Below are 15,625 nucleotides of genomic sequence, written 5' to 3' on the forward strand. Positions count from 1 at the left end.
ATTTGGCACTGCAACCCAACCGGAGCCTGTGTTGTATTCTAAGGTGCCTAAGTCTCCAACTTCGGTGTCACCTAAGTTCAGGCCTAGCTCGACTTGAACAGTGGACTCGGAGGCATTCGACAGCGTCACTTTGAAGTTCGCTGTCTCACCCTCATTGATGGTGCCAGCGTCTGAAATAGTCACGCTTGGACGGTCATCATCCGGATCGGGACCCGGGCCACTGCCGTCATCCACTATCGTTGCCGTCCCCGTATCGCTGCCTTGTACTGCGCCAATGCCGGTTACCGTGACACTGAAATCTTCTGGGCCTTCGTACACCGCATCATCAATGGAAGCGATGCGCACATCAAACTCAGTTTGCCCTGCTGGCACCGTGACTACGCCATCGTTTGGCACTGTCACCCAACCGCTTCCCGTGTTGTATTCTAAGGTACCTAAGTCACCGACTTCGGTATCGCCTAAGTTCAGGCCTAGCTCGACTTGAACAGCGGACTCGGAGGCATTCGACAGCGTCACTTTGAAGTTCGCTGTGTCACCCTCATTAACCGTACCTGCATCACTCATCGTTACCGCTGGGCGATCATCATCAGGATTTGAGCCAGGTCCACTACCATCATCTAAAATAGTGGCAGTCCCAGTAACAGGTGTGCTTTGTTCTTCTGTCGTGCCAGAGAGCGTAAACGTTTCTGGGCCTTCAAATATAGAGTCGTCAATAGAGTCTATAGAGACCGTAAAGCCACTTTCACCCGGTGGGATCGAAATGGTAAAGGTTCCGCTTTCACCGACTGAAACTTCTTCTGTTGTACCATCAGAAAATGTTATGAGGACACGCTCATTGACGTAGTCACTCCCGTTATCGTCAGCTGAGCCGCCTGTTGCGGTTCCATCAAGGAGAGAAAGAATGACATCAGTATTGTCTTCAGTTGTTTGACTTAGAGTAATATCGAATACAACTTGGTCACCTTCGTTGATAGTCGGACTAGATATTTCTTGAACTAATATAGTCGGTGGTACAGGGCCATTAATTACTCTGAAAAGATCCAACAAAGATAGTGCTTGAGTTGTAGATAGTCCGATTCCATCAATACCGACGGTCTCAAAATTCGTACTAGCCAACAATTCAGCGCCAGTACGATCTATTGCACCAGTATTTTGGGGGCTAGAACCACTTTCCTCACCAGCAGCTGGCTCAAAATCCTCACCAAGAGCAGCCGGGTCTTCTCCACTAGCGATAGCCTCGATTAGCGCAGTGACATCATCAGTAACGTTAATTGAACTACCTTGCGGTGTTACCTGTTGTACAATTAATTCTGATGTATCAGAAACTTCCTCAATAATTAATTCACCAGGCTGAGGTAGCTGACCACTTTCAAGACTTCTCAGGTTCCCATCAAGCCCTATAACCACGACATTGCTCATCAATGAACTTAACGCTACTCGATCCATGCTCTTCATCCTTGTATTAGTTTAATTAAAGGCTTGTTACTGCACTAAACACGTCTATAGTTTAGACAAAATATGAATTTTTCGTTTTATTCCAAGAGGATTTAGTTTTTTGAGAGTAATAAGGAAAATAACCGAAGAATTTGCCTTCATTTAAACCAGTTTCCGCTATGCTCTTAAGATAAAAAGGTTTTCTACGAAAAAATCGACCACTTACCAAGCAAGCTTTGCCTCGTATGCTAGAGTTTAGAGAGTAAGATTGTTGTTTTTTATTGAATTAAACATTTAAACATCAACAAGTTGATAATACGCACTAAGAAAATTCATTGTTTGTAACTTCTCGTCTCAAATATGAAACAGAATAAGAGCGACATGATTTTAGGAGAACTAACGTGAGATGGAATCGAGTACATATAGCCTGCTGTTGCTTAATAGTGTCTTCACCAGTTTTCGGTCAAACTCTAGAGCAAGCGGTTGCACAGACGCTACAAAATAACCCCGATATTAAAAGTGCATTTAACGAGTTTATGAGCCAGAAGTACATAAATGAAGCTTCATCAGGTGCTTACCTCCCCTCTGTTGATCTAGATGCTGGAATTGGATATGAAGGATTAGACCCGTCAGATGAAGTTGGTCGAGGAGACACGGATTACACTCGAAAGGAAGCTTCAGTGACACTGACCCAACTAATATGGGATGGTAGCGCTACGTTAAATGATATTGATCGAACCGCAGCTGATGCTGAATCTGTTAGATTTCAACTCTTAGCAGATGCTTCAGATAAGGCACTTGAAGTGACTAAAGTGTACTTGGACGCTGTTAAAGCGTATGAAGTCCTAAAGCTTTCAGAAAACAACCTTGCTGTTCATAAAGATATTTACGATGACATTAAAAAACGAGTCAACTCGGGTATCGGCTCTACTGCTGACTTGACGCAGGTAGAAGCACGTTTGGCAAAAGCACACGGAAACTTAGCTGCTGCTCAAAATAACCTGTATGACTCTCACACGATGTTCACTCGTTTAGTCGGTCAAACACCACAAGGGTTAATCTTTCCGAGAGCGGACCAAAACTTTATCCCGTACACGGTTGATGAAGCGGTAGGCTTGGCATTTGAACTTCATCCCGTTATTCAAGTGGCGCTCGCAGACGTAGACTCGGCTAAGTTTCAATACAAACAGTCTAAAGGTGTTAATTACCCAACCATTTCAATTGAAGCTTCGCAAACATGGCGTGACGACGCTGATGGTTTAAAAGGTCGAAGTGATGAGACACTTGCCATGCTGCGTCTACGCTACAACCTATTCAATGGTGGCAGTGATGCAGCGAACTCAGAAAACTTTGCCTACCAGCTAAATAAAGCAAAAGACTTGCGTGAAGGTGCCTATCGCAATGTTGAAGAAGGATTAAGGCTTTCTTGGAGTGCGCTTGATTTAACATTACAACAAAAAGAGTTTCTATCAGATCATGTAGACTCTGCGTCTGAGACCGTAATTGCTTACGAGAAGCAATATCGCATCGGTAAACGAACACTGCTTGATCTATTGAACACTGAAAACGAGCTCTTTGAGGCGCGTAAAGACTACTTAGATTCTAAATACGCAGAGCAGTACGCCAAATATCGAGTGATGAACGCAACTGGGCAACTGTTGAGTGCATTAAGGGTTGAAATGCCTAAAGAATGGCTAGAAGAAGTGGAGTATTAATTATGAAACACATAGCTTTTATTACACTCTCATTAATGCTCTCCGCATGCAGTTCATCAGATCGTGGTGATGAACATGATTACATAGATACCCCAATTGCCGATCAGTGGGCTGATCATATAGATGATGACTCTGACGGAGTCATTAACGAGCGAGATTTGTGCCCGGGTACACCTTTGGGTGCCGAAATAGACAACGACGGTTGTGGTTCGTACGTTGACTCCTCACAAGAAATGCAAATTCGAGTACTATTTGCGAACGATTCCGATGTGATCAACCCTATCTTTACGCAACAAATTCTTGAACTATCCGACTTTTTGAAAGAGTACCCGAACACGTCTATAGAGATTCAAGGTTATGCTAGTCGCACTGGTACTGCAGAACATAATCTTGACTTATCTAAGCGCCGCGCTGAAAACGTTAGAAAAGAGCTCATGAAGAACGGCATTAGTGGAGATAGAGTTACCATTGTCGGCTATGGAGACACAGTACTTGCGACACAAGGTACAGACCAAGTTAGTCACGCATTGAACCGTCGAGTAACCGCAACAGTGATTGGCCACAAGGGTGAAGTGAAGAAAGAATGGACCGTTTTCACAACACTTCCAAAAAGCTAGCACAACAATAAACAGACCGTAAAAATAAAAGGTCTAGCAAATTGCTAGACCTTTTTTGATTTTAAATTTGACTACAGTTTAGCGCTACTACATATCTTTGTACTGAGCTTCTAAACTCGCAATTAAGCTTTGAGTCACATCATCAACACTTGCACCGTCAAAATGGATGTCCAATGTCGAACTCCCTTTTGTAATACTCAGGTTTGCCTCAGATCCCCCGTCTGGTGCCACTTCTACATGATACTCTCCGACATCACCAGTATGATCACCTGATTGAAGATCATTAAGAAGCTCTCCAATTTCATCTTTAGATAAGTCGTCAAACAGATCTGAGAAGTCTAGAGCGTCTTCATTTTTATTGAAGTCAGTGACAGTATCAACATCGTTAGTGACTTCACTCCACTTAAAGATGTCGGCCCCTTCTGACCCTGTTAAAGTATCACTACCTAAACCACCAATCAGAATATCATCCCCTTCACCGCCAACGAGTATGTCGTTGCCACCGTGACCAAATAGTAAGTCATCACCAGCGCCGCCATATAAATTATCCGATTTATCTCCTTGGTGAGTTTGGTTGAATTCTTCCAAGTTATTTCTAACGTACTCATGTATATCTTCGCCGTCAACGGTAGACACATCCTGACCCGTTTGCTGCGCCACATGTGATTGAATCGCACTTAAGCCTTGTTCATTACCACCAAACTCAATTAAGTCACCTAACAAGATATCGTTACCTTCACCTCCTTGAATAGTGTCTGAACCTTGTTTGAGAGGTACATCTTGACCCAATATCGTTTCAGCAAGCTTAGTAACATCAATATCTGACTCTACCACACCATCAGTGTCATACTGCTTGAGTGTATGTTCATCAACGCCACTCCCAAGACCTATCGCTTCTATAGAGGAAAATGCCGCTAGTACTTGATACATGTGTTGAGCTTGTGTCGAGCTATTCACTTCATCGTAATAACGGATAGAGCCATAATATCTGTCGATATCGCCAAGGATTCTTCCTGTTAGCGGTGAATAAACCTTACCGTAACTATCTATAACGACATCACCTTTGTAGGTAACGGTTTGTCCGTATGAGTAATTGTTTTTACTCGCAATATCTTGCAGGGTAACAAGCTTGCCAGAATTATCGACGTCCAAAATCACTTTCGAGAATTCACTCGGTGCTACACCATCGAGGTATGTTGCTCTATTTGGTTGACCATCCGTAACAAAGTACGTGATATTTTGGCCATTAGGGTTAGGTTGACTGCTGAACCATTCAACGGCCGACTGTAAGCCCGCCTCATAGTTTGTGCCGCCAGAACCCTCATCATCAATTACACGATTCAACTCTTCTACAAACTCTTTTCTTGCTGTAAGAGAACTCAAGTCAACAGAAATCACCGCTGATGCACTTGAAGCAAATTCACTAAGGTGAATATTCACTGTCCCTGGCTTCTCTCCTTGATTTACCGCACTTAACAGCTCATCAAACACATCTAGCACTTCTTGCTTCGCAGTTCCTACCCAGTTACCCATGCTCCATGAAGTGTCCAGAACAAATGCGATGTTGTAGTCCTGACCTGCAATGATCTCCAATCCTTGAACATCACCAACAATAATATCGTGATCATCACTACCCGTTATCTGATCATTCCCATGTGATCCCGACTCCAACACATAGTCACGAGCTGTAAGCTCAACGGATTCAGTTGTTGAAGCTGCGTCATTATTTGATCCTTCAACAGACGTAGCAGTAACGCTTAGCGGGAACTCTAAGCTGCCTTCATAATCGAATGGCACTCTGATATCCATGGAAAGCTTACCATCTGTACCAAGAGTGACAGGGTAATCTCCATTTGAATCTTGCTTAATTGCGACCCCATCAACATACACGTCAACATCGTCTGGTAGATCTTGTACAAGAGCAGTCTGCGCTAAATCCTCACTTCCATCGACATCAACTAGATCAACATCCACATCGACCGAAATCCAGCGATCTTGAAGCACTTCATAAGTGCCATCAGGTTTCAAATCAACAATTTTGTCTGCAAAAACAACGCGTTCAATTTCATATAAATGATCACCTCGGTCATCACTACCTGTATGATCGTTTACCGAATCGATAGAACGACTATCTAATAAAATCCAATATGGAACTTTACCTCCATGATCGTCTTTGAAGGTCATTTTGTAGTCATCAAAGTTCCCTGTTAAGTAGACTGTATCTTTACCATCATGCAGAGTAAGACTGGTCGCGTCATCACCATAAAACGTATCATTGTTACCACCGCCAACAAATACGTCATCGCCACCGCCACCATAGAATACATCGTTGAAATCTGTCCCAACAAACAAGCTGTCGGTGTCACTTAAGTCAGTATTGACTCCCAACACAACACCAGCGTGTGTATTAATTTTAGGTACTGCATTATCCAACCCAAGGTTGGCTGCGACAGCCTCATTTTCGGTATTGGTATTATTTATTGCCGATGTAGCTAAGTGATGGTTTGGATCAATAGCATCTCGTTTAACTAAGTCGCCAACATTGATCGTGATCGTAGGTGCATCTGCGATAGCAACAACATTGATATCAAGTGTATTTGTTACGCCAGTATTTGTGGTATAGCTAATTAATGGAACGTCACCTGACCAATGCTCAGCAGGTTCAAATATGTAACTACCATCTCGGTTTACTAGTAACGTACCACTAGTCAAAGAAACACTTTCGCCTACCTCGTAATCAGCACCATCGATAGTAAGATGATCTACCATCAGAATATTGTCGCCGTCAGAGTCATTAAGCAATACATTCCCTTGTAGAGTATTGTCTTCTATGGTTTCGCCCAAATCACTTTCCGTTTCCGTCGGTAAGTTCTCATGTACTACAACATTGATCGCCAAGTTAGATTCTGCTGAATCACCATTCGAGCTTTCTGTACTCGTTGCAGTCAAATTGATAGTGAAGTCATCATGGGAGCCCGCAGGTGGAGTCACAGTAAGTGCATCTAATGCCCAACTTGTCACGTCCAGTTCTTCATCAATAGTTGCGACAGTAATAGAACTATTTCCATCTGAAAGGATCGCACCTACAGGTAAGCCAGTTAGCGTGACTTTAAGTGATTCAGAGCCATCTGTATCATTTAAGCTTGCTTTAATTTCAGAGAGCGGTATCGCTGTATCTTGTAACCCTTCGTTCAGCTGGTATGTTTCGTAAAACGCAACACCATTAACTTCTTGTAGTTCAGACGTTCTGATATCAGTTGCTTCTAGTGCACTTTCATCACTAACTACGTAAAGACTACTATTGCTCAGGTTGACAGGCGCTTGTCCATTAATGGATACATCCACATTAAAGTTACCCGGACCACTTTGGTTATGGTGATAAATTTCAATTGGATAAAAGCCAGATACCGAAGGGGTAAAGCTAGCTCCCTTAATATCACCACTGTCGCTCCCCCAACGAGCTTGATCAAGTAACGTACCACCCAACTTGATTGCAAGGCTATCATCGGCTTGACCGACAAAGTCGTAACTCGAGCCAGCTTCGAGATAAACAAGAGATGTGACTAGAACGGCCTCATTTGCCAAGGTTGCATGAGTCCCTAAATCTTCCACATTTGCCCAACTCAATCGAGTACCATCGGCTTCATTAAGAGCGTTGATCGCTGAGATTAGAGTCTCTCCATTGACCCCCATACCATCACTAGAACCAACTTGAACATTACTCCATGTCGTAACGTTAAACTCTTGTTGAGGCAATGAGTTTAATGGCGTCACTGCAATTAAGTTCGGTTTGTCAGCTACAGGGTTCACGTCTATTGTCAGTGTCGACTCTTGACCAGAGCTCTGCCCATCTGTCGGTTTAAAACCAATTTGAGCGTAACTAGATTCCTGATCTCCGACTTGATTTCCGCCGAAGATGTCACTGCCTGATTCATTTAATTCAGGTACAAAACGAACACCGTTTTCCTCAAAAAGCGATTTATCGAGGACTTGATCGATTTGTACAGACTGCCAATCGCCTTGCGAATCTCTGTACTCTAATGAGCCATCGCTAGGAAGCGTTGTAATTTGGACGGATAGATCTGATACATCAGAGTCCACATCGCTAATACCGAATGATGACCAATCAAGCATCACTTGAGTATCTTCATTCATCTCAACCACTGAAGGCGAAGATTCAGGAGCATCATTCACATTTACCAGAGAAACATTTACCTCGGCAGTATCAATCCCGCCAGTTCCATCGATAACCTCAACCTGAAGCGTATAATCGCCCAAGTCAACATCATCGATTGTCTTGTTCAATGAAATCTCTCCACTTGTCGGGTCGATATCAAAAATACCATTAGTGCTCGAGCCATCTGCAAAGCGGTATACAAGCACGTCATTATCGTGATCTTCAGCAACGACCGTGCCGATAACGGCCCCACTCACCGTGTTTTCGTTAACTGACCCGAAGTCGTAAACATCATCATTTGGTTTGTCACCAGCACTATCGCCGCCAGAAATAAACTCTGGAGCGTGCTGAGCATCTATAATAGAGACTGTTGCTTCATTCGAGTCACTTGCAAGCGTCGAATCTGCACCAACCGTATCAATTAGAGTCACGGTTAGGTTTTCAAGATCTTCGTAAATACCATCATCGAGAGTTTTTATATCAATCGGCGCCGACGTTTTACCCGCTGGAATCGTGACTGTGTACGTACTTGGAGCAATATAATCTTTGTCATCAACATTCCCTCCGATTGTGAATGTTACCAGTACATCTTCATCTGCTTTTTGGTCAATGTTGACGATAAATTTTGCATCACTACCTTCATCAACTGAGGATTGATCTGAGCTAATAGTCACTTTCGGTGCACTTTGGGCATCAACGATCACAACACTTGCGCTGTTATTTGAAGCAATGCTCGCATCAGCGCCATCAACCTCTTTAATGGTTACTGTGAAAGATTCTGCGCCCTCATAAATACCATCGGTGACCGTCAGTAAGTCAAGAGCAGCTGAAGATTGACCCGCAGGAACTTCAACACTCAGAACGCCAACAAAATCTTTTCCATCTTGGGCCACGCCACTATATTCGACATGAACCGTAACACTCTCATCTGCAACTTTATCAAGTGTCAGCGTAAAGCCTGCCGTTTCACCTTCATTTACGCTGTTTTGATCGGCACTAATACTAACTAAAGGTGCAGGATCAGAATCCACAATATTTGCGTTACCAGTTGCAATACCATTACTGGTGACACTACCGATTTCCGTAACCGTCAGACCAAAGCTCTCATCACCTTCATGGACATTATCTAGTTTGGTCGGGACTGCGACTTTAATTTCAGCGACACCTGGAGGTATGGTAACGTCTCCATTAGGCGCCATATCTAATGTTTGAGTTTGACCATGAGTATCCACATAGGTCACTACCATAGTGCCTAAATCAACATCTTCCGCAGTATAGCTATCATTTGTTGTTGACTTCAGATTGACGACAACGGCCTCTTGAACAGGGTTAGAGAGTAAAACGGTAAATATTGCGTCAGTTCCTTCAATGACATCGCCGGCATCTACTACGCTAAGTTTTGTACTGTCATTATCAAGAACTGTTGCCGTCCCCGTTTCACCGCCGATCTCAAGAACGATCGTTTCGCTGCTTTCCACAACCAAGTCATCAATAGTCGGAATCGATATTTCGAAGCTACTTATACCTGCAGGAACAATCAAGTAACCACCTAAGAAAACAACACCATTTGTATAGGTTGCATTTGATAGATTTACGTCATTCTTATCAACTGAAGAACCTTGAGCAAGCATATCAACTTGGTACTTAACGGCAGTGCTGGTGGTTTCATTTAGAACAACCGAGAACGTGACATTGTCACCCTCAGTCACGCTATCACCGACCACAGACAGGCTTGGCCCATTTTCAGCAATATTACCATCTAGCATTTCATTAACGATATTGACTGTAGATGGATCGCTAACGCCATTTTCAGAGTCGACTGCCACATATCCAAAGCTGTCTTCGGCAGGTACACCTTCTACATAACGTAACTCCCAGTTCCCTTCATTTTTCGTAGAAAAATCTAACTGAGTAATGACCGAACCTTCAGGAAGAGCTAGATCTTTCCCATAACCAACGCTTGTTTCTTGGAATAGCATGAAGTTGCCTTCAAGCTTCAAAAACTCGAACGTTTGAGTCTGTTGGACATTATTTGAATCTAAGTATGTAACCGTAATAAGTGCTGCGTTGTCATCACCGTAATCAAACAATCCACCTAATCCATCTAAGCCAAGGTTTACGCTGCCCACAGGATTATTAGACAAATCGATCGTAATCGTTTCACCTTTCTCAATACCCTGCCCATCATTGTCAGCGATACCATTGCCGATGTGTGACACCTGGCGGTTGTACTGCGCAAGCTCACCGCTATCAGAAGAAATGGTGATAGAAGCTCCATTTGCTAAATGCTCAGTACGGGAATGTGATGAACCACCATCCTCACTTAATCCCCAGTTATTGAAATCTGTTGTAGATTCCGAGCCATTAGGCGTATTTGGACGATCTTTGATACCTAATAAGAAGCCAACATTATCAGCTTCATAGTAAAGGCTGTGTTTGTCATAAAGCGTATCGCTTACTTCTTTAATTTCGTGCAACTCACCATCACTATCTTTAAAGAACAACGTACCTGAGGTTGGCAGTTCAGTAATTCGGACATGTAGATCGTTGCCTTTTAAGTCGTCTTCAACATCCGCGATATGATCTTGAGAGTCGCCATCACCTAAAGGTTTCGTATCAGTATCAAATACAACTTGCGTCACAGGCTTGTCAGTCACATGCGTAAAGTCCTCACTGTCAGGCTTGTCATTGACTGGCGTCACATCGACGTTCACCGTGGTGGACTCACTGACGCCACCGGACGTAACGATGTAGGTAAAGCTGTCTGTCCCGTGGTAGTTGTCGTTTGGCGTGTAAGTGACGCTGCCGTCCGGGTTGACCGAGACCGTGCCGTTGGCTGGACCGTTATTGCTATCGAGCGACACCACTTTGTCGTCGCCTTCGAACGTGTCGTTACCTAAAACCTTGATGATGGTTGGTGTGTCTTCCACAACCGTCGCTTTATCTGCCACGATATCCGCCACTGGCGTTACTATGAAGTTCACCGTTTGGCTAACGCTCTCGCCGCTTGGATCGGTGGCGGTAAAGGTTAGGGTTTCTGAGCCGTTCCAGTCTGCCGTTGGGCTAATGGTCGCGATGCCATTTTCTATTGAGACATTGACATTACTGTTGCCAGAAACGCTAAACGTTAACTCACCATCGGCGTTATCCACATCACTGAAGGCCGTATTCAGATCGATGCTGTATGGCGTAAAATCTTCCGCCAAGGTTTGGTCTGCAATGTTGCTTTCAACCACAGGCGTGTCGTTCACCGCATTCACGGTGACGTTGACCGTTGCTTGGTCAGTCAGTGCACCATCAGTAATCGTGTAAGTAATTTCAGCGTCACCATGGAAGTTCTCAGCCGGTGTGAAGACCAGTTTGCCATCAACGATCTCAACTGTGCCTTGTGTTTCAGGTACGGAAGCCGATTGGATAGACAGCGTATCACCATCAATATCAGTATCGTTTGGCAGGACATCAATCATCACTGGCGTGTCTTCGTCAGTGACAGCGGTATCATCTTTTGCCACTGGCGCGTCATTCACTGGCGTCACATCGACGTTCACCGTGGTGAATTCCGATACCCCACCGGAGGTGACGATGTAGGTGAAGCTGTCTGTACCGTGGAAGTTGTCGTTTGGCGTGTAAGTGACGCTGCCGTCCGGGTTGACCGAGACCGTGCCGTTGGCTGGACCGTTATTGGTATCTAGCGACACCACTTTGTCGTCGCCTTCAAACGTGTCGTTACCTAAAACCTTAATGATGGTCGGCGTGTCTTCCACGACCGTCGCGTTGTCTGCCACGATGTCCGCCACTGGCGCAACCGTGAAGTTCACCGTTTGGCTGACACTCTCGCCGCTTGGATCGGTAGCAGTAAAGGTCAGCGCTTCTGAGCCGTTCCAGTCTGCGGTTGGAGTGAACGTAGCAATGCCATTGACGATTGCCACTTGAATGTTGCTGTTGCCAGAGACACTGAAGCTCAGCTCGCCATCTACGTTATCCACATCGCTGAAAGCGGTATTTAGATCGATGCTGTATGGCGTAAAGTCTTCTGCCAAGGTTTGGTCTGCAATGCTGCTTTCAACCACAGGCGCGTCGTTCACCGCATTTACGGTGACGTTGACCGTCGCTTGGTCGGTCAGTGAACCATCGGTGACGGTGTAAGTGATTTCGGCATCACCATTGAAGTTCTCAGCTGGTGTGAAGACCAATTTGCCGTCAACAATCTCGACTGTCCCTTGCTCACTCGGCACAGACGCCGAATCAATGCTTAACGTATCACCATCGATGTCAGTATCGTTTGGCAAGACATCAATCGTCACTGGCGTGTCTTCATCAGTAATCGCCGTGTCATTGGTCGCCACTGGCGCATCATTCACTGGTGTGACATCGACGTTCACCGTGGTGGACTCACTGACCCCACCCGACGTGACGATGTACGTGAAGCTGTCTGTACCATGGTAGTTATCGTTCGGCGTGTAGGTCACGCTGCCATCCGGGTTGACCGAGACCGTGCCGTTGGCTGGGCCGTTGTTGGTATCCAGCGACACCACTTTGTCGTCGCCTTCAAACGTATCGTTACCTAAGACCTTAATGATGGTTGGCGTGTCTTCCACAACTGTCGCGTTGTCTGCCACGATGTCCGCTACAGGGGTAACCGTAAAGTTCACCGTTTGGCTAACGCTTTCGCCGCTTGGATCGGTGGCCGTAAACGTCAACGCTTCTGAGCCGTTCCAGTCTGCGGTTGGAGTGAACGTAGCAATACCATTGACGATCGCCACTTGAATGTTGCTATTACCAGAGACGCTAAACGTTAACTCGCCATCCACGTTATCCACATCGCTGAAAGCGGTATTCAGATCGATGCTGTATGGCGTAAAGTCTTCCGCCAAGGTTTGGTCTGCAATGCTGCTTTCAACCACAGGCGTGTCGTTTACGGCATTTACGGTGACATTGACCGTCGCTTGGTCAGTCAGTGCACCATCGGTCACGGTGTAAGTGATTTCAGCATCGCCATGGAAGTTCTCAGCCGGTGTGAAGACCAGTTTTCCATCAATAATTTCGACTTTACCTTGGTCACTCGGCACAGACGCCGAATCAATGCTTAACGTATCGCCATCAATGTCGGTGTCGTTTGGCAGAACATCAATTGTCACTGGCGTGTCTTCGTCAGTAACAGCTGTATCATCTTTTGCCACTGGCGCGTCATTGACTGGTGTGACATCGACGTTCACCGTGGTGGACTCACTGACCCCACCCGACGTAACGATGTACGTGAAGCTGTCTGTACCGTGGTAGTTGTCGTTCGGCGTGTAGGTCACGCTGCCGTCCGGGTTGACAGAGACCGTGCCGTTGGCTGGACCGTTATTGGTATCCAGCGACACCACTTTGTCGTCGCCTTCGAACGTGTCGTTATCTAAGACCTTGATGATGGTTGGCGTGTCTTCCACAACCGTCGCGTTGTCTGCCACGATGTCCGCCACAGGCGCAACCGTGAAGTTCACCGTTTGGCTAACGCTTTCGCCGCTTGGATCGGTCGCCGTAAACGTCAATGCTTCTGAGCCGTTCCAGTCTGCCGTTGGGCTAATGGTCGCAATGCCATTTTCAATCGACACCAACACGTTGCTGTTGCCGGACACTGAGAAGTTCAGTGCGGAGTCGCTGTCTTTAAATGCGTCGTTTAAATCAATCGTGTAGATCGTAAAATCTTCTGCTAACACTTGATCTGAAATCACATTATCGACTGTTGGTGCATCGTTAACGCGATTCACAATCAAACTATCACTGTCGCTAACCGTTGGATTAACACCATCCGATACTGATGCGCTGATCGTTAGGTCTTTAAGGTTGAGTTCGTCGTTGTTAACCGCGTCAACACCCGCTTGAGTCAGTTTGACTTCATCGCCAACTAGCGCAAAGTAGCCGTTTGAGTTGTTTTCTAAAGAAACGGTTAATTGCTCTTCTGGCGTATCTGTATCAGCGACTTCCAATGTTGCCACTACCGTATCGGTACTCACCGCGTCTTCAGTGATACTTTCTACAGCATCGACCTTGATGGTTGGCGCATCGTTTACTGGGTTAACGGTAACGGCCACCTTCGCTTGGTCGGTCAGTGCACCATCGGTCACGGTGTAAGTGATTTCAGCATCACCATGGAAGTCCTCGGCCGGTGTGAACACCAGTTTTCCATCAACAATTTCAACTGTCCCTTGCTCACTCGGCACAGATGCCGAGTCAATACGTAATGCATCACCATCGATGTCAGTATCGTTTGGCAGGACATCAATCGTCACTGGCGTGTCTTCGTCAGTGACAGCGGTATCATCGTTTGCCACTGGCGCGTCATTCACTGGCGTCACATCGACGTTCACCGTGGTGAATTCCGATACCCCACCGGAGGTAACGATGTACGTGAAGCTGTCTGTACCGTGGAAGTTGTCGTTTGGCGTGTAAGTGACGCTGCCATCCGGGTTGACCGAGACCGTGCCGTTCGCTGGACCGTTATTGGTATCGAGCGACACCACTTTGTCTTCGCCTTCGAACGTGTCGTTACCTAAGACCTTGATGATGGTCGGCGTGTCTTCCACAACCGTCGCGTTGTCTGCCACGATGTCCGCCACAGGGGCTACCGTGAAGTTCACCGTTTGGCTAACGCTTTCGCTGCTTGGATCGGTGGCGGTAAACGTTAGGGTTTCTGAGCCATTCCAGTCTGCGGTTGGAGTGAACGTAGCAATACCGTTGACGATCGCCACTTGAATGTTGCTGTTACCAGAGACGCTGAAGGTCAGATCGCCATCGACGTTATCTACATCGCTGAAAGCGGTATTTAGATCGATGCTGTATGGCGTAAAGTCTTCCGCCAAGGTTTGGTCTGCGAGGTTGCTTTCAACCACAGGCGTGTCGTTCACCGCATTCACGGTGACGTTGACCGTCGCTTGGTCAGTCAGCGAGCCATCGGTAACGGTGTAAGTGATTTCAGCGTCACCATGGAAGTTCTCAGCCGGTGTGAAGACCAGTTTGCCGTCAACGATCTCGACTGTCCCTTGGTCACTCGGCACAGATGCCGAGTCAATACGTAATGTATCACCATCGATGTCAGTATCGTTTGGCAGAACATCAATCGTCACTGGTGTATCTTCGTCAGTAACGGCATTGTCATTGGTCGCCACTGGCGCATCGTTGACTGGCGTCACATCGACGTTCACCGTGGTGGACTCCGATACCCCACCGGAGGTGACGATGTAGGTAAAGCTGTCTGTACCGTGGTAGTTGTCGTTTGGCGTGTAAGTGACGCTGCCGTCCGGGTTGACCGAGACCGTGCCGTTGGCTGGACCGTTATTGGTATCCAGCGACACCACTTTGTCGTCGCCTTCGAACGTGTCGTTACCTAAAACCTTAATGATGGTTGGTGTGTCTTCCACAACCGTCGCGCGGTCAGATTCAATATCTGCCACAGGCGCCACTGTGAAGTTCACAGTTTGGCTAACGCTTTCGCTGCTTGGATCGGTGGCGGTAAAGGTTAGGGTTTCTGAGCCGTTCCAGTCTGCGGTTGGAGTGAACGTAGCAATGCCATTGACGATCGCCACTTGAATGTTGCTGTTACCAGAGACGCTAAACGTTAACTCGCCATCGACGTTATCTACATCGCTGAAAGCGGTATTCAGATCGATGCTGTATGGGGTGAAATCTTCCGCCAAGGT

The 15,625-nt window shown here is 46.1% G+C and carries 4 protein-coding genes; 2 read left to right on the forward strand and 2 right to left on the reverse strand.

Features of this window, described 5'->3' with window-relative positions:
* The coding region (locus R7E38_RS22555) for a Calx-beta domain-containing protein (protein ID WP_318082115.1) at positions 1-1,446 on the reverse strand (1,446 nt) is incomplete at its 3' end.
* Between the two features lie 389 nt (positions 1,447-1,835).
* Between R7E38_RS22555 and R7E38_RS22560 the strand changes: the two genes are divergently transcribed.
* Together R7E38_RS22560 and R7E38_RS22565 are read left to right on the forward strand one after the other, a co-directional pair.
* Positions 1,836-3,149, forward strand: a complete 1,314-nt coding sequence (locus R7E38_RS22560; RefSeq protein WP_021707835.1) for a TolC family outer membrane protein — start codon at positions 1,836-1,838, stop codon at positions 3,147-3,149.
* Between the two features lie 2 nt (positions 3,150-3,151).
* Complete coding sequence (locus R7E38_RS22565; RefSeq protein ID WP_318082117.1) at positions 3,152-3,766, forward strand: OmpA family protein; 615 nt, start codon at positions 3,152-3,154, stop codon at positions 3,764-3,766.
* A gap of 87 nt (positions 3,767-3,853) precedes the next feature.
* Here R7E38_RS22565 and R7E38_RS22570 read toward each other — a convergent pair whose 3' ends face one another.
* Positions 3,854-15,622, reverse strand: coding sequence for a tandem-95 repeat protein (locus R7E38_RS22570; protein ID WP_318082118.1), 11,769 nt, complete (start codon positions 15,620-15,622; stop codon positions 3,854-3,856).
* Between the last annotated feature and the right edge of the window lie 3 nt (positions 15,623-15,625).

Source organism: Vibrio sp. Vb2131, assembly GCF_033338535.1.
Classification (GTDB): domain Bacteria; phylum Pseudomonadota; class Gammaproteobacteria; order Enterobacterales; family Vibrionaceae; genus Vibrio; species Vibrio alginolyticus.